We start from the raw sequence: 20,870 nt of genomic DNA on the forward strand, positions 1-20,870 counted from the left end.
TGTTCCTTGCCACTTGAGACCAGCACCTGGCTACTGACGTTATGAATGAACTGAAAAACGACCGCCTGCTGCGCGCCCTGCTGCGCGAACCCGTGGACACCACGCCCGTGTGGATCATGCGTCAGGCGGGCCGTTATCTGCCCGAGTACCGGGCCACCCGGGCCCGGGCGGGCAGCTTTATGGATCTGTGCAAGAGCCCGGAGATGGCCTGCGAGGTCACGCTTCAGCCCCTGGAGCGCTTCCCCCTGGATGCGGCCATCCTGTTCTCCGACATCCTCACCATCCCCGACGCCATGGGCCTGGGCCTGTATTTCTCCGAAGGGGAAGGCCCGTGCTTCGAGCGTCCGGTGCAGGACGCCGCCGCCATCCGCGCCCTGGGCGTGCCCGACCCCGAGACCGAACTGCGCTACGTCACCGACGCGGTGCGCCTGATCCGCCGCGAACTGGACGGACGGGTGCCACTGATCGGTTTCTCAGGCAGCCCCTGGACCCTGGCCACCTACATGGTGGAAGGTGGCTCCTCCAAGGAATTCGCCCGCATCAAGGGCATGCTCTACGACGACCCGGCCACCCTGCACCACCTGCTGGGGGTGCTGGCCGAGGCAGTCACCGTGTACCTGAACGCACAGATCGCCGCCGGCGCCCAGGCGGTGATGGTGTTCGACACCTGGGGCGGCAGCCTGACCCCCGAGGGCTACCGGGAGTTCTCACTCGCCTACATGCAGCGCATCGTGGCAGGACTGACCCGGGAGCATGAGGGCCGGCGCGTGCCCGTGACCCTGTTCACCAAGGGCGGCGGCGCCTGGCTGGAGTCCATGGCCGAAACCGGCTGCGACGCCCTGGGCCTGGACTGGACGGTGAACATCGGCGAGGCGCGCCGGCGCGTCGGCGACCGGGTGGCGCTGCAGGGCAACCTGGATCCGGCGGTGCTCTACGCCTCCGCCGAGCGCGTGCGCGCAGCCGCCCGCAAGGTGGTCGAGGACTTCGGCCCCGGCAGCGGCCATGTCTTCAACCTGGGCCACGGCATCCACCCGGGCATCGACCCGGAGAAGGTCGCTGCCCTGGTGGATGAGGTGCACAAGGCCGGCATGAAGCAGGAAGTTAAAAGTAAGAAGTGTGAATTGGGCGGTGCGAAGTGAAGGCTTTCAATTCCCACTTCCCAATTCACACTGCTCACTTCCCAGCAGCCCCCTGACCTCCTTGATCCCCGCCCGGCGCATGGGCTTGCCGTCCACCGGGCTGGGCGGCGCCTGACGGATGCCCTTGACGGGAAACACCACGGCCTCCACGTCGGCACCCGGGCCGGCGAAGGCGATCACCGGGTAGAACACGTACCCCTGCCCCGAACGCATCCGACGCTCATCACCGCGCCAGCGGATACCCCGATCCTCCAGGTGGAAAATCACCTCCTCCACGCTGTCGGCGAACAGGTGCAGGGTGATCTCCTCGCGTCCGTTGACCAGCCCCTCCAGCACCGGCCCCACCAGGCGCGGCTCGAACGGAGCCAGCAACTCCATGGCCTGCACGGCCGCCTCGCGCAGCCGCATCAGCGCCTCGCGGCTGGCATCGTCCTCGAACAGCCGCTGGCGGGCATGCACCGCCTCCTCGATCTCCACATTGCGCGGCAGGTTGCGGGTCTGGCCGGCGCCGAGGCGCTCGGCCGCCTTGCGCTTGGCAAGCCCGTAATCAGCCACCCCCTCGTCCAGGATGATGCGCGCCGCCTCCTCCATGATGAGCTGGCGTACTCTGAGATCATTGGTGGACATGGATCGATCTCCGGATACCGAGGGAACCCCGGCTCAGTCTACCCCGCAAACGGCGGGGATCACCATGCGGCGAATACGCTGATGCGGCAGAACGCGGCTGACGCAGGGATCAGAACAGGAATTCGGGGCGCACTTCGTCCTGCCCGGTCCCAGGCGTCTCGCCGGCAGGCGCGGGCACGCTGTCCTGCGCCTCCGGCACCTGCTCCGGCGTGAAGGTCTCGAACAGGGCGCGCCGGGTACGGGCAGTGGCCAGGCCACCGGTCTCGGCATCGATACGTACCGTCACCATACCCTCGGGCTCATCCATGATGCGCAAGGGACGGCCGGACAGGGCCTCGCGCATGTACTCGATCCACATGGGCAGGGCGGTCGCGCCCCCGGACTCCCGAGGACCCAGCGGCGAGTTGTCGTCAAAGCCGACCCAGGCGGTGGTCACCACCTCCCCATTGAAGCCGCTGAACCAGGCGTCGCGCAGATCGTTGGTGGTGCCGGTCTTGCCGGCGATGTCCTCACGGGCCAGGGCCCGGGCACGGCGTGCGGTACCGTCCTGGATCACGTCGCGCATCATGCTCACCATCTGGTAGGCATTGGTGGGCGACAGGACACGTTCCGCCACGCGCAATCCGTCCACCTCGAGCGGTTCGTTCACCTCACCCGCACCCATGGAAGCGATCTGCAACTCGACCCGCTGCTGTGGCTCACAGGGCGCCTCGCAGACCCGGATCGGGTTGGCCTGTTCCAGGATCTCGCCATCGGGCCACTCGATACGCTCGATAAACCAGGGCTCGATGCGATATCCGCCGTTGGCGAACACTGCATAGGCGGCGGTCATCTCCAGGGGCGTGACGGCACCGCTGCCCAGGGCCAGGGACAGGTCCCGCGGATGACGGGAAGGGTCCAGGCCGAAACGGCTGGAGACGTAATCATGGGCATAGCGCACCCCGATGGCATGCAGCAGCCGGATGGAGACCAGGTTGCGCGATTCGGTCAAGGCCTCGCGCAGGCGGGTGGGGCCATAGAAGCGGCCGCTGTAATTGGTGGGCCGCCAGGTGTCCTCCAGGGCGGGATCCTCGAACACCACCGGGGCATCGTTGATCAGGCTCGCCGGCGAATAGCCGCGCTCCAGGGCCGCGGAATAGATGAAGGGCTTGAAGGCGGAACCCGGTTGGCGCGAGGCCTGCACGGCACGGTTGAAACTGGCCTGGAAGAAGTCGTAGCCCCCCACCAGGGCGATAATGGCACCGTTTCGCGGGTCCAGGGACACCAGGGCACCGCCCACAGCAGGCATCTGGGCCAGGCGCCATGACTCATCCCCCTGACGCTCCACCCGCACCAGGTCACCGGCACTGAGCACGTCGCTCACCCGCTCCGGCACGGGCCCGGTACGGGACACATCAATATAGGGCCGCGCCCAGGACACGGCCTCCAGGTTCAGGGACACTCGACTGCCCGAGCCCAGGTAGACCTCCGCGGACTCGGCAGTCACCCGGGTCACGACCCCCGGCCAGAGCCGGCCACCCACCCGCGCCACCTGCCCCAGCACCCGGTCCAGGGCGGCGTCATCGGCATGCTCGGACAGGTCAATACGCGCCTCCGGGCCGCGATAGCCATGACGGCGGTCGTACTCCATCAGGCCGTTGCGCAGGGCATTGTTGGCAGTGCGCTGCAGGCGACTGTCCAGGGTCGTGTAGACGCGGAAACCCTCGGTGTAGGCAGCCTCGCCAAAGCGAGCCAGCATCTCCTGGCGCACCATCTCGCCCACGTAGGCGGCCTCCAGTTGCACCACCGGGTTGTGCAAACGGGCTACCACCGGCCTGGCGCGCGCCTCGGCGAAGGCCTGCTCGTCGATCATGCCCAGATCGCGCATGCGCCCGAGGACATAATTGCGCCGTATCTCGGCGCGCCGCGGACTGGTCACCGGGTTGGTGGTGGACGGTGCCTTGGGCAGGCCTGCGATGGTGGCCATCTGATCCAGCGTGAGTTCGCCGACCGGGACGCCGTAATAGACCTGGGCCGCGGCGCCGACCCCGTAGGCCCGCTGACCCAGGTAAATCTTGTTCAGGTACAACTCGAGGATCTCGTCCTTGCTGAGCTCGCGCTCGATACGGAAGGCGAGGAAGATCTCGGTGATCTTGCGGGTATAGGTGCGGTCGCGGGTCAGGAAGAAGTTGCGCGCCAGCTGCATGGTGATGGTGCTGCCACCCTGGGTCTTCTCGCCGGTGGTGATCAGGTTCACAGCCGCCCGCAGCAGTCCGTGGTAATCCACCCCGGGGTGGCGGTAGAAACGATCATCCTCGGCGGCCAGAAAGGCCTGGACCAAGGGCTCGGGCATGTCCTCCAGGCGCAGGGGCTCACGGCGCTGCTCGCCATACTCCGCGATCATCAGGCCGTCCTGACTGAAGACCCGCAGGGGAACCTGCAGCCGGACCTCCCGCAGAGTGTCCACCTCGGGCATGTCCGGGGCTACATATAAATAGGCGCCGGCTACCACCAGCACGCCGACGAAGAACAGGGCGAACAGGGTAGTCACACCCCAGCGGAGAACATTCAGAACAAAGCGCATGATGAGGACAGGGCCGCAGGGCCGCGATGGGGCATGATGTCGGTCAAATGATACCGTTGCTCAGACCAAGTGGGAAGTCGACCATATTTTGCACAAATATAAGCTAGTATTTTTATGGGGTTGGGACTAGTATCTAGAAAAAATATAAGTTATACCTAGCCGCAAAGAATAACGACATAACGACAGGGAATCTCTCGACACCATCACGCGCACGGCGATTCGTAGCAAGCGACGCCCTGCCCGGAGTGTCCCAAGCGCCGGGGTCCAGCCCCGCGACCGAACGAGATATCCCCCGGATCTGGCCGGGCCAGAAGAGAAAGGGAGCGCCGTGATAGGGTTCAGCCGCAAGAAGCCGCCCTTGCTGGGCATCGACGTCAGCTCGACCTCGGTCAAGCTGGTGGAACTCAGCCAGTCCGGCGGCAAATACCGGGTTGAAAGCTACGCCGTTGAGCCTCTGCCGGCCAACGCCGTGGTGGAAAAAAACATCCAGGAACCCGAGGCCGTGGGCGATGCCATCAAGAAGGCCCACAAGCGTTCCGGGAGCAAGACCCGCACCTGCGCCATGGCCGTACCCTCCTCCGCCGTCATCACCAAGGTGATCACCATGCCCGCCTCCATCAAGGAGGAGGAGATGGAAGGCCAGATCCAGATCGAGGCCGACCAGTACATCCCCTACGCCCTGGAAGAGGTCAACCTGGACTTCGAGGTGCTCGGCCCCAGCGCCAAGAACCCCGAAACCGTGGACGTCCTGCTCTCCGCCTCCCGCAGTGAAAACGTGGAGCTACGGGTGAGCGCCGCCGAACTGGCCGGCCTTGAACCCGTGGTCATGGATGTTGAGGCCTACGCCATCGAGCACACCTATCCCCTGCTGCTCGCGCAGATGGAGGATGTGGAGGCTTCTGGCACCGTGGCGGTGATCGACATCGGCGCCACCATGACCAGCATCAACATCCTGAGCGACAGCAAACTCATCTACACCCGCGAACAGACCTTCGGTGGCAAGCAGCTCACCGAGGAGATCATGCGCCGCTACGGACTGTCCTACGACGAGGCCGGCCTGGCCAAGAAGGAAGGTGGCCTGCCCGACAACTACGTGCCCGAAGTACTGGAGCCCTTCAAGGACACCATGGTGCAGCAGGTGGGCCGTTTCCTGCAGTTCTTCTATGCCGCCAGCCAGTACAACCACGTGGACCAGATCGTGCTTGCCGGCGGTTGCGCCGCGATCCCCGGCGTGGACGAACTGATCGAATCGCGGCTCGGCACACGCACCCTGATCGCCAACCCCTTCGGGCGCATGTCCCTGAGTACCCGCGTCAACCCGCAGCGACTCGGCAATGATGCCCCCTCGCTCATGATCGCCTGCGGCCTGGCCATGAGGAGCTTCGACTGATGTCCCATATCAACCTGCTCCCATGGCGCGAACAGCGGCGCAAGGAACAACAGAAGGAATTCGGCATCCTCGCGGGTGTCGCTGTCGTGGTCGCTGCCCTGGCGGTGTTTCTGGGTCACATCCATGTCAACGGCCTGATTGAGCATCAGCAGGCGCGCAATGCCTACCTGCAGAACGAGATCCGCATCCTCGACCGGCAGATCGCCGAGATCCGCGACCTTGAAGCCACCAAGAAGGCGCTGATCGATCGCATGACCATCATCCAGGAACTGCAAAGCAGCCGTCCGGTGGTTGTGCGCCTGTTCGACGAATTGGTTGTGCAACTGCCCGACGGCACCTACTACACCGCCATCGAGCAGCGTGGCAACAACCTGACCATCCGAGGTCGCGCCGAATCCAATGCCCGCATCTCCGCCATGATGCGCAACCTGGAGGCCTCCCCCTGGTTTGGTGAGCCTAGCCTGCAGGTAATTGAGACCCGCGAACAACAGGGCACCCGCATCCGGGACTTCGTCCTCAACGTGCGCCAGGCTACACCCAAGAAGGACAACGAAGGGGGGGCGTCGTGAACCTGCAGGATCTGAACAATATAGATCTCAAAACGATCGGTACGGCACCTGTCGCCATCAAGGCGATCGCCATCGCCATCCTGATCATCGCCATCCTGGGCATCGGGTACTGGTTCGTCATCAAGGATCAGCTGGAGCAACTGGACCGGGTTCAGGCCCAGGAAACCCAGCTGCGACAGACCTTCGAGACCCGCCAGCGCCGCGCCGCCAACCTGCAGGCCTACAAGGATCAGCTGGAGGAGATGCAGCGTACCTTCGGCACCATGCTGCGCCAGCTGCCAAGCCGCACTGAGATCCCCAGCCTGCTGGTCGACATCTCCCAGACAGCACTGGCCAGCGGCCTGGAGATCGACCTGTTCCGCCCCCAGGCCGAACAGCGCCGCGGCTTCTACGCCGAAGCCCCCATACAACTGCGTATGCATGGCAGCTACGAACAGATGGCCGAATTCACCAGCGGCGTGGCCAGTCTGCCGCGCATCGTGACCCTGCACGACGTGGTGATCCGTCCCACCCAGGACGGCAGACGGCTGACCATGGAAGCCACCGCCAAGACCTATCGTTACCTGGATGAATCCGATGGCTGATCTTCATACCGCGTCAACCGCCTACGCGACGCGTCTGGGCGTTGCCATCTCCACTGCCGTGCTGCTGGTGGCCGCCCTGACCGGTTGCGGCAGCGGCATGAGCGACCTGGAGCAATACGTGGAACAGACCAAGGCCCGCCCCGGAGGGCGCATCGAGCCGATCCCCGAGGTCCAGCCCCAGGAGGTCTTCGTCTACCCCGGTCATGCGCGGGACCCCTTCGACGCCTCCGTGATCATCACGCGCGCGGCGCCGCAACGCCCGGTCTCCACAAGCACGATCACCATCGACCCGAACAGGCCCCAGGAATACCTGGAAAACTTCCCCCTGGATACCCTGCGCATGGTGGGCACCCTGTACCAGGATGGCACCACCTGGGCGCTGATCCGCACGCCGGACCGCACCATCCAGCGGGTGACGGTGGGCAATTACATGGGACAAAACCACGGACGCATTACCCGGATCACTGAAAGCGGTGTCGATCTGACCGAGATCGTCCCGGACGGCTTCGGCGGATACATGGAGCGAGCCGGCTCCGTTGCGCTCAGCGAATAAGAAACGAGGAACCGACGTTATGAGACTGGCGACACTCACCTGCCTCCCCCACCGCAACCGGATGACCGCGAAGGCATCTGGCAGGGGCCTGATGCGCAACACGATTACCTTCTTGGCTCTCTGTCTGCTGCTGGCAATTGTCAGCAGCCCGGCACTGGCCCAAGGCAACGTTCTCGAGCGGATCACCTACACCACCCTGCCGGGCGACCGACTACAAGTGACCTTGGGCTTTGCCAGCCAGCCGGCGGCACCCACCAGCTTCACCATCGACAACCCGGCCCGCATCGCCCTCGACTTCCCTGACACTCGTATCGGTCTGGCCCAGCGCAGCCAGGACATCGGCGTCGGGCTGGCGCGCTCCATCTCCACCGCGGAAGCCCGCGACCGCACCCGCGTGGTGGTCAACCTGGTGCGCATGATGGCGTTCGAGACCCAAGTGCGCGGCAACGATGTGGTGCTAACCCTGTCGCCCGATGCCAGCGCCCCTGCCGCCGCGGTTTCCCAGACCGCCGCAGCGCCTGCGACCCGAACGGTCACTGGCGACACCCAAATCAGCAATGTGGACTTCCGCCGCGGCGCCGAGGGTGAAGGCCGGGTCGTGGTGCACCTCACCGACCCAAGGACCCGCGTGGATGTGCGCGAGCAGGCGGGCCGCATCGAACTCAACTTCCTGCGCACCGGTCTGCCCGAGGACCTGGAGCGCCGTCTGGACGTGATCGACTTCGCAACTCCAGTTCAGACCATCGACACCATCCGCGAGACCGACCGGGTTCGCATGGTGGTGGCGGCCACAGGCAAGTACGACACCCTCTCTTACCAGGTGGAAAACCAGTACATCCTGGAGGTCAAGCCCATCACCGAGGCCGAGGCCGAGGAGATCCAGCGCGACCGTTTCACCTACACCGGAGAGCGCCTCTCCCTGAACTTCCAGGACATCGAGGTTCGCTCGGTGCTGCAGTTGATCGCCGATTTCACCGACTTGAACGTGGTGGTGAGCGACTCGGTGACTGGCAATATCACCCTGAGACTGCGCAACGTGCCCTGGGATCAAGCCTTGGACATCATCCTGCGCTCCAAGGGCCTGGGCATGCGTGAGGCCGGCAATGTGATCTTTGTTGCGCCCACGGAAGAGATCGCCGCCCGGGAGAAGCTGGAAATGGAAAGCCGCAAGCAGGTGGAAGAACTGGCCCCCCTGCGCGCCGAGTTCATCCAGGTCAACTACGCCCGTGCCGAGGACGTGGCCGCCATCATCCGAAGTGACCGCACTACCTTCCTGTCCGATCGCGGCAGCCTGACCGTGGACAACCGCACCAACACCCTGCTCGTGCAGGACACCGAGGCCAAACTGGCCGATATCCGTCGTCTGATCGACCGGCTCGACATCCCCGTCCAGCAGGTACTGATCGAGACCCGCATCGTGATCGCCAGCGATGACTTCGCCCGTGACCTGGGCGCCCGCTTCGGTGTGACCGGCGTGGGGCAGACCGGCCGTACCCAGACCTTCACGACAGGCAACCTGGCCGGCACCACGGAGATGATCCGCGGTGATGAACTGAGTCTGTTGAATCGCCTCAACACAAATCTGCCTGTAACCTCCACCAGCGCCGGCAGCATCGCACTGTCCATCCTGCGCCCCGACGTGTTGCTGGACCTGGAGATCTCCGCACTGCAAGTGGAAGGCCGCGGCGAGATCATCTCCAGCCCGCGCGTCATCACCGCCAACGGTCAGACCGCCCGCATCCAGCAGGGTGAACGCATCCCCTACCAGGAGGCCACCTCCAGCGGCGCCACGGCCGTGCAATTCATCGAGGCGGTGCTGGCCACCGAGGTGACGCCCCAGATCACCCCCAACGGCAACATCATCCTCAATATCAGGGTGAACAAGGACAACCCGGGCACGCTGGTGGTGCAGGGCACGCCCTCCATCGAGACCCGCGAGGTGGAGACCCAGGTGTTCGTGCGCAACGGCGAGACCGTGGTGCTGGGCGGCGTCTACGAGATAGATAACCTGGAAACCCTGGAGAAGGTGCCCTTCTTTGGCGATCTGCCTGGCATCCGCCACCTGTTCCGGCGCACCGGCAAGTCCACCCGCAAGGCGGAACTGCTGATCTTCGTCACGCCGAAGGTCATCGAGGAAACCGCCTTCAACCGCTAAGGAATACCACTGAGCCCATGAACCACCCGGCGCCCGCCCCTTGGCGGGCGCCGTCATTTCGACCATGACCCAGACCGGCAACATCATCCTCATCGGCCCCATGGGCGCTGGCAAGTCCACCATCGGACGCCAGCTGGCCGCTGCCCTGCACCTGCCCTTCCGGGACAGCGACAAGGAGATCGAGCGGCGCACCGGGGTGGACATCCCCACCATCTTCGAGTTCGAGGGCGAAGAGGGCTTCCGCAACCGGGAGTCCGCCATGCTCGAGGAGTTGTGCACCGAGCAGGGCATCGTGCTGGCCACCGGCGGCGGCGCGGTGATGCGGCCACAGAATCGCGCCCTGCTCAGGGACTGCGGCCTGGTGGTTTACCTGAAGACCTCGGTGAAGACCCAGCTGCGGCGCACGGCCCGGGACCGCAATCGCCCCCTGCTGCAGACCGAAGACCCCCGCGCCCGGCTCGAGGAGCTCATGCGCATCCGCGACCCGCTGTACCGGGAGATCGCTGAGCTGACCGTGGACACCGACCGGGACTCCATCCGCAAGGTGGTGCAGGAGATCTCGCGGTACTACCGCATGAAAAACAATGACAGGATGGACAACGCCTCGCATAGCATCCCTAGGCCGGACAAAGCGTAAGCGGTGTCCGGCGCAAATGCCCGATGACGCTTCGCTATATCGGGCAGGCTGAAGGCGGGGGATACCCCCTGTCTCGCCAGCCAATCCCGTGAAATCCTGTTAATCTTGAAAAATCCTGTTCATCCTGTCCATGGCATTTCCCATGCAGACCCTCACCGTAGAACTCGGCGACCGCAGCTACCCCATCCACATCGGCCGTGGCCTGCTGGATGATCCTGCCCGCTTCGCGCCCCACATACGCGGCAAACGGGTGATGATCGTCACCAATGAGACCGTGGCCCCCTTCTACCTGGACCGCCTCAAGCGCACTTTGGGTGACTTCCGAGTGGATACAGTCATCCTGCCCGACGGGGAGGAATACAAGACCCTGGAGACCCTCAATCAGGTCTATACCGCCCTGCTCGAGGCCCGCTTCGACCGCAAGGCGACCCTGGTGGCCCTGGGCGGCGGGGTGATCGGCGACATCACCGGCTTTGCCGCCGCCAGCTATCAGCGGGGCGTGGACTTCATCCAGGTGCCCACCACCCTGCTTTCCCAGGTGGATTCCTCCGTGGGTGGCAAGACCGGCGTCAACCATCCGCTGGGCAAGAACATGATCGGCGCCTTCCACCAGCCCCGCTGCGTGGTGATCGACACGGACACCCTGGACACCCTGCCGGACCGGGAGCTGCGTGCCGGCATTGCCGAGGTCATCAAGTACGGGCTGATCTGCGACCGGCCTTTCTTCGACTGGCTGGAAACCCACATGGACCGCCTGCTGGCCCGCGACCCCGAGGCCCTGGCCTATGCCATTCACCGCTCCTGCCAGGACAAGGCCCAAGTGGTGGCCGAGGACGAGCGGGAAGGCGGACGCCGCGCCATCCTCAACCTGGGTCATACCTTCGGCCACGCCATCGAGACCGGCATGGGCTATGGCGTGTGGCTGCATGGCGAGGGCGTGGCCGCGGGCATGGTCATGGCCGCGCGCCTGTCCCGGCGCCTGGGCTGGCTGAATGAGGACGATCTGCATCGCACCGAGGCGCTGATCGCCAGGGCAGGCCTGCCGGTCGAGCCGCCTGCCGAGATCACCGCCGAGCGTTTCGCCGAACTCATGTCCGTGGACAAGAAGGTCCTGGACGGCCAGCTGCGCTTGGTACTGTTGCGCGGCATCGGCGAGGCGGTGGTTACCGCCGATTTCGATCCAGCGGCCCTGGACGCCACACTACGGGAGCCGAGGGGATCGTAGGCCGGACAAAGCAAAAGCGGTGTCCGGCAAAGGGGTGCCCGATGCCGCTGACGCTCTATCGGGCCTACGAACTGACCACTGACCACTGCTGATTGCCATGGACGAACCCCGCCTCGCCCCCTACGCCGCCAGCGACGCCACCAGCCGGGGCCGTCACCACCCTGAGCACCCGCCCCAGCACCGCAGTGAATACCAGCGTGACCGGGACCGCATCATTCACTCCACCGCCTTCCGCCGCCTGGAATACAAGACCCAGGTATTCGTCAATCACGAGGGCGACCTGTTCCGCACCCGCCTGACCCACTCCCTGGAAGTGGCCCAGATCGCCCGCTCCATTGCCCGGGTACTGCATCTGAACGAGGACCTTACCGAGGCCATCGCCCTGGCCCACGACATGGGTCACACACCCTTCGGCCACGCGGGTCAGGACGCGCTCAACGAGTGTATGGCCGACTACGGCGGCTTCGAGCACAACCTCCAGTCACTGCGCGTGGTGGACGAACTGGAACGGCGCTATGCCGGCTTCGACGGGCTAAATCTCACCTTCGAGACCCGCGAGGGCATCCTCAAGCACTGCAACCTGAACATCGCGCGCACCCTGGGCGACGTGGGCGAACGCTTCATCCACAGACACCAGCCGAGTCTCGAGGCCCAGCTCACCAACCTGGCCGACGAGATCGCCTACAACAACCATGACGTGGATGATGGCCTGCGCGCCGGCCTGATCACGCTCGAGCAGCTGCTCGAGACCCGGCTGTTCCGGCGCCAGTACGATGCGGTGTGTCGCGAACACCCCGCCCTGGACGCCAAGCGCCTGCGCCACGAGATCATCCGGCGCATGATCAATGAACTGGTCGGCGACCTGGTCGACACCAGCCGCGCGCGCATCGAGGCCGCCGCACCGAAGAGCCCCGATGAAGTACGCCTGCAGGCTGAGGCATTGATCGGCTTCAGTCCACAAATGCACGCCGACAGCCTTGAACTCAAGCGCTTCCTGCGCGAGCATCTGTACCGTCACGAACGGGTCCGGCACATGACCGGCAAGGCCGCAGAACTGATCCGGCGCCTGTTCACCGCCTACCTGGAGGACATCGCGCTGCTGCCCCCGGAACACCAGCAAGAGGCCAGCCGCAGGACCGAGTCCCACGGGCAGGCAGGCCGCGCCCGGGCCGTGGCCGACTACATCGCCGGCATGACTGACCGCTTTGCCATCGCCGAACACGCCCGCCTGTTCCATCCCGAGACCCTGACATGACGCAGTCCGCCGAGCCGATTCACACCGCGCCCCTTCCCATGGACTGCCTGCTGCGGCACGGGCTGGAACAACAGCCCTTCGACGCCGTCGCCGGCGACACCTTCCTCTACACCGACCCGGCCCTGGACATGCCCCTCGGTGTACTGCTCGACCACCTGCACAAGGACGACAACCTGCTGGTGTTCAAGGGTGACCTGGGTGCCGGCAAGAGCACCCAGCTGCTGCGCCTGCTCTCCCGGGGTGCCGAGACCCTGGACTTCTGCGCCTTCAAGGCCCGCCCGGGCACCAGCTTCGCCGCCATCGACTACACCATCCGCCAGTTCTGGGGAGAGCGCACCGACTCCGACGAAGACACGACCCTGGCCGAACTGCTGTGCGCCCTCGCGCAGGGCAGCAAGCGGCCGGTGCTGGTCATCGACGACGCCCACCACATCGAATCCGGCGCGTTGGCCGAACTGCTCAAGCTGCGCCGACAGACCCACACCCTGTGCGATCACGCGCCGGGCATCCTGCTGGTGGGTGAACCGCGCCTGGAACTGCTGCTGGAACAGGCCAACGCCGGCGACCAGCCCAGCGAGGCTCACATCAGCGTGCAACTGCGCCCCCTGACCCGCGAGCAGACCGAGGCCTACCTGCGCCACCGGCTCCAGGTGGCCGGCGCCGACAACCCGGACATGCTGTCCGGCGAGCAGGCTCAGGCTATCCACCTGGAAAGCGGCGGACTGCCCCTGAACATCAACGCCGCCGCCAACCGCGCCCTCCTGCAGCTGGGCGCGACGGGTACCGCAGGCGCCGGCCCGAAGGCACACATCGCCGCGACGCCACCGTGGAAGCAGCGCTGGTTCGTACCCTCGGTGGCCGCCGTGGTGCTGGTGGGCGTGGTCATCACCGTGATCAACATCCTCGGCTCCGGCGGCGATGACGCGCTGGAGACCCGGGAACTGCTGGTGCTGCCCGAACCCCGCCCCCTGGTAACGCCCCCGCCACCGCCCGCACTGCCCGATCCGGCCATCGAGGAACCCGCTCCGATGGTCGAACCGGAGCCCGAGCCCCTACCGCCTCCGGTGGCGGAAGCGACACCCGACGCCCCTGTCAGTGCACCGCTGGCCGAGGCGCAGCCCGCACCGGAGCCGCCACCCGCCAGCCCGCCCGCAGCTCCGGCACCGCCCCCCGCCGCGCCAGCCCCTGCTGCGCCTGCGCCTGCCACACCCGCCCCGGTCGCCCCGGCGCCGGCCCCCAGGCCCACCGGCCTGCTCGACGCCACCTGGCTGCGTGAACAGCCCGCCAGCCGCTACACCATCCAGGTCCTTGGCCTGAGCGAGCTGCAGGCCCTGCGCAACTATGCCCGGGATCAGGCCTTGCAAGGTGAGGTGGCCTGGTTCCGCACCCAGCGCAACGGCGCCGACTGGTATGTGCTGGTGGTGGGCAGCTATCCCGATGCCGACGCCGCCCGTGCCGCCATCGCCACCCTCCCCGCGGAGGTGCGTCGCAACCAGCCCTGGGTACGCACCTTCGGCTCCATCCAGCAGGCGATGTCCCAGGCCCGCTGACGCGGGTCTGGGACAGTGGCAAGTCTCAAGTGGCGAGTGGCAAGGAAATGCAAAAGGCCTCACAACCTTGTGGTTTTCCCTTGCCACTAACCACTAGCCACTTGCTACTTATTTGAACCACCCCCTCCGCCCCTCTATACTGTCGATCCTTTTGGCCGTGGCTTTTTGAGTCGGCCTCTCGAAACAGTCGAAATCCGTCATCCCGGGGCTTTTGCATCCCGGGATACGCGCGTGGGAGATCCATCGGTGACCAACATGAGCGCAACCCTCGGCGGTCTGTACCGCCCCGAGTTCGAACGCGACAACTGCGGCTTCGGCCTGATCGCGCACATGGACGACAAGCCCAGCCACTGGGTGGTGGATACCGCCATCAAGGCCCTGGCCCGCCTGACCCACCGTGGCGCCATCGCCGCCGACGGCAAGACCGGTGACGGCTGCGGCCTGCTGATGAAGAAACCCGACGCCTTCCTGCGCGAGATCGCCCGGGAGGCCGGCTTTGAACTGGGCGACCAGTACGCCGCCGGCATCGTGTTCCTGAACACCGACCCCGCCCTGGCGCAAACCGCCCGGGACACCCTGAACCGCAATCTCGAGGCCGAGGGCCTGGGCGTGGCCGGCTGGCGCGTGGTGCCCACCGACCAGTCCGCCTGCGGCGTCGAGGCACTCAAGACCCTGCCCGTGATCGAGCAGGTGTTCGTTAACGCCGGCGCGGACATGGACGCCGCCGCCTTCGAGCGCGCCCTGTTCATCGCCCGCCGCCGCACCGAGGTCGCGCTCAAGAACGACCCGGTGTTCTACGTGCCGACCCTGTCCGCCCAGGTGGTCTCCTACAAGGGCCTGGTGATGCCGGAGAACCTGCCGGTGTTCTACCAGGACCTGAACGACCCGCGCCTGGAGACCGCCATCTGCGTGTTCCACCAGCGCTTCTCCACCAACACCTGGCCCCAGTGGCGCCTGGCCCAGCCGTTCCGTTTCCTGGCCCACAACGGCGAGATCAACACCGTGCGGGGCAACCGCAATTGGGCCCTGGCCCGGGCCCACAAGTTCGCCTCTCCGAACCTGCCCAAGCTCTCCGAGCTGCAGCCCCTGGTGAACATGGAGGGCTCCGACTCCCAGAGCCTGGACAACATGCTGGAAGTGCTGCTGGCCGGCGGCGTGGACCTGTTCCGCGCCATGCGCCTGCTGATCCCGCCGGCCTGGCAGAACGTCACCCACATGGACCCGGACCTGCGGGCCTTCTACGAATACAACTCCATGCACATGGAGCCCTGGGACGGCCCTGCCGGCATCGTGCTCACCGACGGCCGCTATGCCGCCTGCACCCTGGACCGCAACGGCCTGCGCCCGGCCCGCTACGTGATCACCGATGACCGCCATATCACCCTGGCCTCGGAGATCGGCGTGTACGACTACGACCCTGCCTCCGTGGTGGCCAAGGGCCGGCTCAAGCCGGGCCAGATGCTTGCCGTGGATACCTCCACCGGCAAGCTGCTGCTGCCCGACGAGATCGACCGCATCAACAGCCAGCGCCAGCCCTACCGGCAGTGGCTGCGCGCCCAGGCCAAGCACCTCAAGGCGCAGCTTTCCGACCAGACCCTGATGCGCGCCCCCATGGGCAGCGCGCAGCTGGACGTCTACGAAAAGCTGTTTGGCGTGTCCTTCGAGGAGCGCGACCAGGTGCTGCGCGTGCTGGCCGAGGCCGGCCAGGAGGCCGTGGGCTCCATGGGCGACGACACCCCCATGCCGGTGCTCTCGCGCACCGAGCGCTCCCTGTTCGATTACTTCCGCCAGCAGTTCGCCCAGGTCACCAATCCGCCCATCGACCCGCTGCGCGAGCAGATCGTCATGTCCCTGGAGACCTGCCTGGGCCGGGAACGCAACCTGTTCGAGGAGACCCCGGAACACGCCGCCCGCCTGCTGGTGGATTCCCCGGTGCTGTCCGAGGAGAAATTCCAAGAGCTGCGCGCCCTGAACGGTGATGAATACCGTTCCACGCTCATCGACCTGAACTACGACCCCGCCATGGGCCTGGAAGCCGCCATACGCGCAGTCTGCGACCAGGCCGTGGCCGCGGTGCGCGACGGCACCGTGATCCTGGTGCTCTCCGACCGGGAGATCCGCCAGGAACGTCTGCCCATGCACGCCTTGCTGGCCACCGGCGCGGTGCACCACCGCCTGATCCGCGAGGGCCTGCGTTGCGACACCAACATCGTGGTGGAGACCGGCACGGTGCGCGACCCGCACCACTTCGCCGTGATCATCGGCTACGGCGCCACCGCCGTGTTCCCGTACCTCGCCTACGAGTCCCTGCAGGGCATGGTGGACAGCAAGGAGATCAGTGAGGTCCCCGCCGACAAGCTGGCCCAGAACTACCGCAAGGGCATCAACAAGGGTCTGTTCAAGATCATCTCCAAGATGGGCATCTCCACCATCGCCTCCTACCGGGGTGCGCAGCTGTTCGAGATCGTGGGTCTCGACGACGCGGTGGTGGATCTGTGCTTCAAGGACAGCGTCAGCCGCATCCAGGGCGCCGGCTTCGTCCACCTGGAGGATGACCAGAAGCGCCTGGCCGCCGAGGCCTGGAACCGCCGCAAGCCCCTGCGCCAGGGCGGTCTGCTCAAGTACGTCCATGGCGGCGAATACCACGCCTACAACCCGGACGTGATCCAGACCCTGCACAAGGCGGTGCAGACCGGCGACTACAACGCCTACAAGGAATACGCCCGTCTGGTGAACGAGCGCCCGGTGACCGTGCTGCGCGACCTGTTCAAGGTGCGCGACGACGTGGCCGCCATCCCGCTCGACCAGGTGGAGCCCATCGAGCAGATCCTCACCCGCTTCGACTCCGCGGGCATGAGCCTGGGCGCCCTCTCCCCGGAGGCCCACGAGGCCCTGGCCATCGCCATGAACCGCTTAGGCGGACGCTCCAACTCCGGCGAGGGCGGCGAGGCCGTGGAGCGCTACGGCACCGAGCGCATGTCCAAGATCAAGCAGGTGGCCTCCGGCCGCTTCGGCGTCACGCCCCACTACCTGGTCAACGCCGAGGTGCTGCAGATCAAGATCGCCCAGGGCGCCAAGCCCGGCGAGGGTGGCCAGCTGCCCGGCCACAAGGTGAACAAGATGATCGCCGAGCTGCGCTACTCCAGCCCGGGCGTTGCGCTCATCTCGCCGCCGCCGCACCACGACATCTACTCCATCGAGGACCTGGCGCAGCTGATCTTCGACCTCAAGCAGGTCAACCCCAAGGCCCTGGTGTCCGTGAAGCTGGTCTCCGAGGCGGGTGTCGGCACCGTGGCCGCAGGCGTTGCCAAGGCCTATGCGGACCTGATCACCATCTCCGGCTACGACGGCGGCACCGGCGCGAGCCCGCTGACCTCGGTGAAGTACGCCGGCACCCCCTGGGAGCTGGGTCTGTCCGAGGCGCAGGTGACCCTGCGCGCCAACGACCTGCGCGACAAGGTGCGCCTGCAGACCGACGGCGGCCTGAAGACCGGCCTGGACGTGATCAAGGCGGCCATCCTCGGCGCCGAGAGCTTCGGCTTCGGTACCGGCCCCATGGTGGCCCTGGGCTGCAAGTACCTGCGCATCTGCCACCTGAACAACTGCGCCACCGGCGTGGCCACCCAGGACAACGTGCTGCGCATGAACCACTTCATCGGCCTACCCGAGATGGTCATGCACTACTTCCAGTTCGTGGCACGGGAGACCCGGGAGTGGATGGCCTCGCTGGGCGTGAAATCCCTCACCGACCTGATCGGCCGCACCGATCTGCTGGAGCGCCTGCCCGGCGAGACCGGCAAGCAGCAGGGCCTGAACCTGGACGCCATCCTCTCCGACGGCGGCGTGCCTGCGGACAAGCCGCGCTTCTGCGTGGAGCCCCACAACGTGCCCTTCGACAAGGGCGAGCTGGCCGAGCAGATGGTGGCCGACATGCTGTCCGCCATCGAGAGCAAGGCCGGCGGCGAGTTCAGCTACGAGATCCGCAACACCCAGCGCTCCATCGGCGCCCGGGTGTCCGGCGAGATCGCCCTGCGCCACGGCAACTACGGCATGTCCGACGCCCCCATCACCGTGCGCTTCAAGGGCACGGCGGGCCAGAGCTTCGGCGTGTGGAATGCCGGCGGCCTGCACATGTACCTGGAAGGCGATGCCAACGACTACGTGGGCAAGGGCATGGCGGCCGGCAAGCTGGTGATCCGCCCGCCCCGGGACAGCCGGTTCAAGAGCCAGGAGACCACCATCATCGGCAACACCTGTCTGTACGGCGCCACCGGCGGCAAGCTGTTTGCCGCGGGGCTGGCCGGCGAGCGTTTCGGCGTGCGCAATTCCGGTGCCATCGCCGTGGTGGAAGGCGTGGGCGACCACGGCTGCGAATACATGACCGGCGGTGTGATGGTGGTGCTCGGCCCCACCGGCGTGAACTTCGGCGCCGGCATGACCGGCGGCTTCGCCTTCGTGCTGGACCAGGACAACGGCTTCGTGGACCGCATGAACAACGAGCTGATCGACATGCACCGGCTCGACACCGAGTACATGGAGGCCCACCGCAACTACCTGGAAGACCTGCTGCGCGAGTACGTCGCCGAGACCGAAAGCGACTGGGGTCGGGAGATCCTGGAGCACTTCGACACCTGGCTGCACCACTTCTGGCTGGTCAAGCCCAAGGCCTCGGAACTGCGCAGCCTGATCGCTAATCTCAGGCAGGCTGCCTGAGAAGTGGCTAGTCTCAAGTGGCAAGTGGCAAGGAAAATGACTCCCTTGCCACTTGCTACTAGCCACTTGAGACTCGAATGATCCCCCAGCACTTCATCGATGAACTCCTCGCCCGCACGGACATCGTGGAGGTCATCAATGGCCGCGTCACCCTGAAGAAACAGGGGCGCGAGTACGCCGCCTGCTGCCCCTTCCACGGGGAAAAGACCCCCTCCTTCTTCGTCAGTCCCACCAAGCAGTTCTATCACTGCTTCGGCTGCGGTGCCCACGGCACCGCCATCACCTTCCTCATGGAGCACGACAACCTCTCCTTTCCCGAGGCCATCGAGGAACTGGCGCGCCTGGCGGGCATGGAGGTACCCCGGGAACAGGGCACGGGGGATCGGGCCGAGGATCACCGCCCCCTCTACGACGCCCTGGAAGCGGCCGCGGAACACTACGTCCGCGCCTTGCGCCACAACCACGAGGCCGTGGACTACCTCAAGGCACGCGGCCTGACCGGCGAGATCGCCCGGGATTTTCGCCTGGGGTTTGCCGAGGACCGTTGGGACGGGCTCATCTCGGCCCTCTCCCCCCGCTTCGACGACAAGACCCTGATCGAGGCGGGGCTCGCCATCCGCAAGGAAGGCGGCCAGGTCTACGACCGTTTCCGGGGCCGCATCATGTTCCCCATCCGGGACACCCGCGGCCGGGTCATCGGCTTCGGCGGCCGCATCCTGGGCAAGGGCGAACCCAAGTACCTCAACTCCCCGGAAACCCCCGTATTCCACAAGGGCCAGCAACTCTACGGCCTGTTCGAGGCCCGCAAGGCCGCCACCCGGCTGGAACAACTGCTGGTGGTGGAGGGCTACATGGACGTGATCGCGCTGGCCCAGCATGGCATCACCCACGCCGTGGCGACCCTGGGCACGTCAACCACCCGGGATCACCTGGAGCGGCTGTTCCGGGTCGTGCCCCGGCTGGTGTTCTGTTTCGACGGCGACGCCGCCGGACGCAAGGCCGCCTGGCGGGCCCTGGAACAGGCCCTGCCGGTGATGCGCGACGGCCGCGAGGCCGCCTTCCTGTTTCTGCCCGAGGGGGAGGACCCGGACACCCTGGTGCGCACACTGGGCGCCGAGGGCTTCCGGGAACGGGAGGCGACGGCCCAGGCCCTCTCCGACACCTTCCTGGACGGACTCAAGGCCCGCTACGACGCCCACACCCGGGAGGGCCGTGCCCGGCTGGGCTCGGAAGGCGCGAAACTGCTCAGGGCCATGCCCGAAGGCCTGCTCAAGACCCAGCTGGTCAATGATCTCGCCCGACTCTGCGCCGTCTCCCCGGAGCAGTTCGCCCGCCAGACCGAGGCCCACGCCGGCCACGACCAGCCGCCGCCGAGCGCGGTCGATCAACCCGTAGCGCGGCCCGGGCGACGGCCAGCGACCGCCGGAACGCAACGCCTGGCCATGACCCCGGCCCGCCTGGCCCTGGCCCTGCTGGTCCGCGAACCAGGCCTGGCGGCCGGGCTCAAGGACTGGGATTACCTGGCCGCGAGCCCCGTGCCCGGGGCCAGATTGCTGGCCCAGGTCATTGAAACTCTGCGGACGAGCCCCCATCTAACCACGGCAGGCCTCCTGGAACGCTGGCGGGACAGCGACGAGGGGCGGTTTCTACTAAAATTGGCACAGTGGCAACCGCCCGACGCCGAGGACGCCCCGCCCGCCCGCATGCTGAGCGACGCCCTGACCCGCCTCCGACACCTGCACGACGAACAGCGCGCCTCCGAGTTGCTGGAAAAGGCCTCGGCGGCAGACCTGAGTGCGGCGGAGAAGGAGGAACTCAAGCGCCTGCTCTCGGCCCGCCACGGTGGCGGGCCCTAGCGGCCCCTGTATATGGAAGCCTACCCCTATCCCTGCTAAACTAGGGGGTTCGCT

General features: G+C 66.2%; 14 protein-coding genes. 12 read left to right on the plus strand and 2 right to left on the minus strand.

Annotated elements, in window-relative coordinates; genetic code table 11:
- Positions 1-41 precede the first annotated feature (41 nt).
- On the plus strand, positions 42-1,139 hold the full coding sequence (hemE, locus tag D580_RS0101970; RefSeq protein WP_018952761.1) for a uroporphyrinogen decarboxylase: 1,098 nt from the start codon (positions 42-44) through the stop codon (positions 1,137-1,139).
- Between the two features lie 6 nt (positions 1,140-1,145).
- On the opposite strand, the gene D580_RS0101975 is transcribed toward hemE, so the two are convergent.
- Both D580_RS0101975 and D580_RS0101980 read right to left on the minus strand, forming a co-directional pair.
- Positions 1,146-1,766 carry a hypothetical protein gene (locus D580_RS0101975; RefSeq protein WP_018952762.1) on the minus strand — a complete coding sequence of 207 codons (621 nt, stop codon included), beginning with the start codon at positions 1,764-1,766 and terminating at the stop codon, positions 1,146-1,148.
- A gap of 109 nt (positions 1,767-1,875) precedes the next feature.
- Entirely contained in the window at positions 1,876-4,329 is a 2,454-nt protein-coding gene (locus D580_RS0101980) for a penicillin-binding protein 1A (RefSeq protein WP_026289612.1), read from the minus strand.
- 328 nt (positions 4,330-4,657) lie between these two features.
- Between D580_RS0101980 and D580_RS0101985 the strand changes: the two genes are divergently transcribed.
- From D580_RS0101985 to dnaG, 11 genes are all read left to right on the plus strand, one after another.
- A complete protein-coding gene (locus D580_RS0101985) occupies positions 4,658-5,719 on the plus strand; it encodes a pilus assembly protein PilM (protein ID WP_026289613.1) in 1,062 nt (353 codons plus the stop codon).
- A complete protein-coding gene (locus tag D580_RS0101990; RefSeq protein ID WP_018952765.1) occupies positions 5,719-6,288 on the plus strand; it encodes a PilN domain-containing protein in 570 nt (189 codons plus the stop codon). Before D580_RS0101985 ends, D580_RS0101990 begins: the two co-directional genes overlap by 1 nt.
- Positions 6,285-6,872 carry a type 4a pilus biogenesis protein PilO gene (locus tag D580_RS0101995; RefSeq protein WP_018952766.1) on the plus strand — a complete coding sequence of 196 codons (588 nt, stop codon included), beginning with the start codon at positions 6,285-6,287 and terminating at the stop codon, positions 6,870-6,872. The genes D580_RS0101990 and D580_RS0101995 overlap by 4 nt, the downstream gene beginning before the upstream one ends.
- The gene (locus tag D580_RS0102000) at positions 6,865-7,425 is read left to right on the plus strand and encodes a pilus assembly protein PilP (protein ID WP_018952767.1); all 561 of its coding nucleotides are present in this window, start codon (positions 6,865-6,867) and stop codon (positions 7,423-7,425) included. Before D580_RS0101995 ends, D580_RS0102000 begins: the two co-directional genes overlap by 8 nt.
- Before the next feature lie 19 nt (positions 7,426-7,444).
- Entirely contained in the window at positions 7,445-9,580 is a 2,136-nt protein-coding gene (gene pilQ / locus D580_RS0102005) for a type IV pilus secretin PilQ (RefSeq protein ID WP_155999649.1), read from the plus strand.
- Positions 9,581-9,644: 64 nt separating this feature from the next.
- A complete protein-coding gene (aroK, locus tag D580_RS0102010; RefSeq protein WP_026289616.1) occupies positions 9,645-10,217 on the plus strand; it encodes a shikimate kinase AroK in 573 nt (190 codons plus the stop codon).
- 142 nt (positions 10,218-10,359) lie between these two features.
- The gene (aroB, locus tag D580_RS0102015; RefSeq protein WP_018952770.1) at positions 10,360-11,442 is read left to right on the plus strand and encodes a 3-dehydroquinate synthase; all 1,083 of its coding nucleotides are present in this window, start codon (positions 10,360-10,362) and stop codon (positions 11,440-11,442) included.
- Between the two features lie 97 nt (positions 11,443-11,539).
- Positions 11,540-12,697 (plus strand): deoxyguanosinetriphosphate triphosphohydrolase, encoded by a 1,158-nt coding sequence (locus tag D580_RS0102020; RefSeq protein WP_018952771.1) that lies wholly within the window; start codon positions 11,540-11,542, stop codon positions 12,695-12,697.
- A complete protein-coding gene (locus D580_RS0102025; protein ID WP_018952772.1) occupies positions 12,694-14,247 on the plus strand; it encodes an AAA family ATPase in 1,554 nt (517 codons plus the stop codon). Before D580_RS0102020 ends, D580_RS0102025 begins: the two co-directional genes overlap by 4 nt.
- Before the next feature lie 255 nt (positions 14,248-14,502).
- A complete protein-coding gene (gltB, locus tag D580_RS0102030) occupies positions 14,503-18,960 on the plus strand; it encodes a glutamate synthase large subunit (RefSeq protein ID WP_038042979.1) in 4,458 nt (1,485 codons plus the stop codon).
- Positions 18,961-19,037: 77 nt separating this feature from the next.
- Positions 19,038-20,816, plus strand: a complete 1,779-nt coding sequence (dnaG, locus tag D580_RS0102035; RefSeq protein WP_018952774.1) for a DNA primase — start codon at positions 19,038-19,040, stop codon at positions 20,814-20,816.
- The last annotated feature ends 54 nt before the right edge of the window (positions 20,817-20,870 follow it).

This window comes from Thioalkalivibrio sulfidiphilus, from assembly GCF_000377945.1.
In the GTDB taxonomy this organism is placed as follows: domain Bacteria; phylum Pseudomonadota; class Gammaproteobacteria; order Ectothiorhodospirales; family Ectothiorhodospiraceae; genus Thioalkalivibrio_A; species Thioalkalivibrio_A sulfidiphilus_A.

Bases quoted from the DNA above. Each gene is read 5' to 3' on its own strand.
- hemE (WP_018952761.1), top strand. From the start codon at position 42: ATGAATGAACTGAAAAACGACCGCCTGCTGCGCGCCCTGCTGCGCGAA.
- D580_RS0101975 (WP_018952762.1), bottom strand. From the start codon at position 1,766: ATGTCCACCAATGATCTCAGAGTACGCCAGCTCATCATGGAGGAGGCG.
- D580_RS0101980 (WP_026289612.1), bottom strand. From the start codon at position 4,329: ATGCGCTTTGTTCTGAATGTTCTCCGCTGGGGTGTGACTACCCTGTTC.
- D580_RS0101990 (WP_018952765.1), top strand. From the start codon at position 5,719: ATGTCCCATATCAACCTGCTCCCATGGCGCGAACAGCGGCGCAAGGAA.
- D580_RS0102000 (WP_018952767.1), top strand. From the start codon at position 6,865: ATGGCTGATCTTCATACCGCGTCAACCGCCTACGCGACGCGTCTGGGC.
- pilQ (WP_155999649.1), top strand. From the start codon at position 7,445: ATGAGACTGGCGACACTCACCTGCCTCCCCCACCGCAACCGGATGACC.
- aroK (WP_026289616.1), top strand. From the start codon at position 9,645: ATGACCCAGACCGGCAACATCATCCTCATCGGCCCCATGGGCGCTGGC.
- aroB (WP_018952770.1), top strand. From the start codon at position 10,360: ATGCAGACCCTCACCGTAGAACTCGGCGACCGCAGCTACCCCATCCAC.
- D580_RS0102020 (WP_018952771.1), top strand. From the start codon at position 11,540: ATGGACGAACCCCGCCTCGCCCCCTACGCCGCCAGCGACGCCACCAGC.
- D580_RS0102025 (WP_018952772.1), top strand. From the start codon at position 12,694: ATGACGCAGTCCGCCGAGCCGATTCACACCGCGCCCCTTCCCATGGAC.
- gltB (WP_038042979.1), top strand. From the start codon at position 14,503: ATGAGCGCAACCCTCGGCGGTCTGTACCGCCCCGAGTTCGAACGCGAC.
- dnaG (WP_018952774.1), top strand. From the start codon at position 19,038: ATGATCCCCCAGCACTTCATCGATGAACTCCTCGCCCGCACGGACATC.